1 pseudogene is annotated in these 2,234 nt (G+C 53.3%); it reads right to left on the reverse strand.

The features are described 5' to 3' along the window. Positions 1–146: 146 nt before the first annotated feature. A pseudogene (locus tag ACNPN0_RS13730) lies at positions 147–2,234 on the reverse strand (hypothetical protein); the annotation flags it as partial.

The raw sequence follows: 2,234 nt of genomic DNA on the forward strand, positions 1-2,234 counted from the left end.
GCGCGTGGCTGGCCGCAGGTGCAGCTGTAGCGCGTGGACTGTAAATGTCTTGATGATAGTCCGCACGTTTTCAGGTGAAAGCAGGCACTCCTACCTGCTTTCACCTGAAATCCAGCTATCTAGTATTCGTTGCAGGTTTCGGTCGATTAAAGCTTAGTGCTCCAGCTCTTGGTCCCTTGGAGTTTGTAGCCACCGCTGGAAGGCTTCGCTACCACAGTAACTTTGCCGGTGTATTTGTGGGTGCCGGCCTTCTTCTTGGTCCCGTTGATGTAGTAGGCGACGCCGGTCTTGGAAGGGATCTTCACCGTGTTCTTCTTGGCGTCGAATACTGGCTTCGAGGCCGTCACCGAATTGCGGTTATCGAACTTCCAGGAGGTGGTGCCCTTGAGCTTGTATCCGTTGGATGAAGCCTTCGCGCTCACGGTGCCGGTGCCGGTGTATTTGTGGGTGCCGGCCTTCTTCTTGGTCCCGTTGATGTAGTAGGCGACGCCGGTCTTGGAAGGGATCTTCACCGTGTTCTTCTTGGCGTCGAATACTGGCTTCGAGGCCGTCACCGTGGTCCGAAGATCGTACTTCCATGACTTTCCGGTTACTTGATAGTTCGCAGCGGAAGCTTTTGCAGTGACGATAATCTGCGTGGAGAACTTATGGGATCCCGGCTTTTTATGCACCCCGTCGACGTAGTAGCTGACTCCATCAACTGAAGGAATCGTCAGGACGAGTGTGGAGTAATTTACCTTCGGCTCTGCGGGAATTGCGATCGTCTTACGCAGATCGAAGGACCACGAAACCTTACCTGATAGGGCATATCCGGTTTGTGCTTCAGCGGCAATGGAAACCTTTGAATAACCAGATTCGTAAGTTCCTGATGGCTGTGGCTCTCCGTTAACCAGATAATTCACACCTGCGACCGATGGGATCGTATAGCTACCGGTTACTCGATCGATCTCGGGCGCTTGAGGCGTAACAAGAACAATTCCCGGATCGATCTTTACCGTCGGGGCACTGGCTTTACTTGTGCTTGTGTATCCCGCGAGGGTGCCAGTGACGTTGACAGTGATGGTTTTACCTGCGAGATCTGCGGTTAGAGGCAAGGTGTTCTTGGTAGCCCCAGTTAGGTTGGCCCCGTTCGCGGCCCACTGATAGGTGAGTTTTACTCCCGAGGGTCCCCAAACACCTGGTGCGGCTGTCAGTATGTTGCCGACTGTTGGGATACCAGTAATCTTTGGAGAAGAGACAGCGAGCGAGCCACGAGCAACTTTAGTCGTCGGGGCACTGGCTTTACTTGTGCTTGTGTATCCCGCGAGGGTGCCAGTGACGTTGACAGTGATGGTTTTACCTGCGAGATCTGCGGTTAGAGGCAAGGTGTTCTTGGTAGCCCCAGTTAGGTTGGCCCCGTTCGCGGCCCACTGATAGGTGAGTTTTACTCCCGAGGGTCCCCAAACACCTGGTGCGGCTGTCAGTATGTTGCCGACTGTTGGGATACCAGTAATCTTTGGAGAAGAGACAGCGAGCGAGCCACGAGCAACTTTAGTCGTCGGGGCACTGGCTTTACTTGTGCTTGTGTATCCCGCGAGGGTGCCAGTGACGTTGACAGTGATGGTTTTACCTGCGAGATCTGCGGTTAGAGGCAAGGTGTTCTTGGTAGCCCCAGTTAGGTTGGCCCCGTTCGCGGCCCACTGATAGGTGAGTTTTACTCCCGAGGGTCCCCAAACACCTGGTGCGGCTGTCAGTATGTTGCCGACTGTTGGGATACCAGTAATAGTAGGCCTAGAAAAAATCAGTGAGCTATCAAAAGTGTATTCCCAAAGAGAACGAGCTCCAGGTGCCAAATCATATCCAGGTTGCGCTTCGGCACTGATAGAAATGGAACCTTCCCAATTGTAGGTTCCCGCAGGAATGATCTCACCTACGAAATAGTCCACACCTTCCGTAGAGGGTATAACGTACGAATCCTCTGCGCTTCCCGGTCGGTCGAGAAATGTAACGGCTTTCGGAATTACGAACTGCGGCGCATGGCTAACGGTGAAGTTGAGGGTGGATAGTTTAACGCCCTGGCCGAGAGCCTGCCCGTATCTGGTGTCGGCTCCGTTTCCTGCGATGTCTTCGAATTGTGCGAATTCCACTCGATAGTTGCCCTCGGGCCAAGTGAGGGTATCGATAGGTTTTGTTTGGGCGGTGCCCGTTGATTTGTTCCCAGCAAAGTTTGATGAATTTGAGTACGCGTATTTGAT

The organism is Glutamicibacter sp. AGC84 (genome assembly GCF_053543575.1).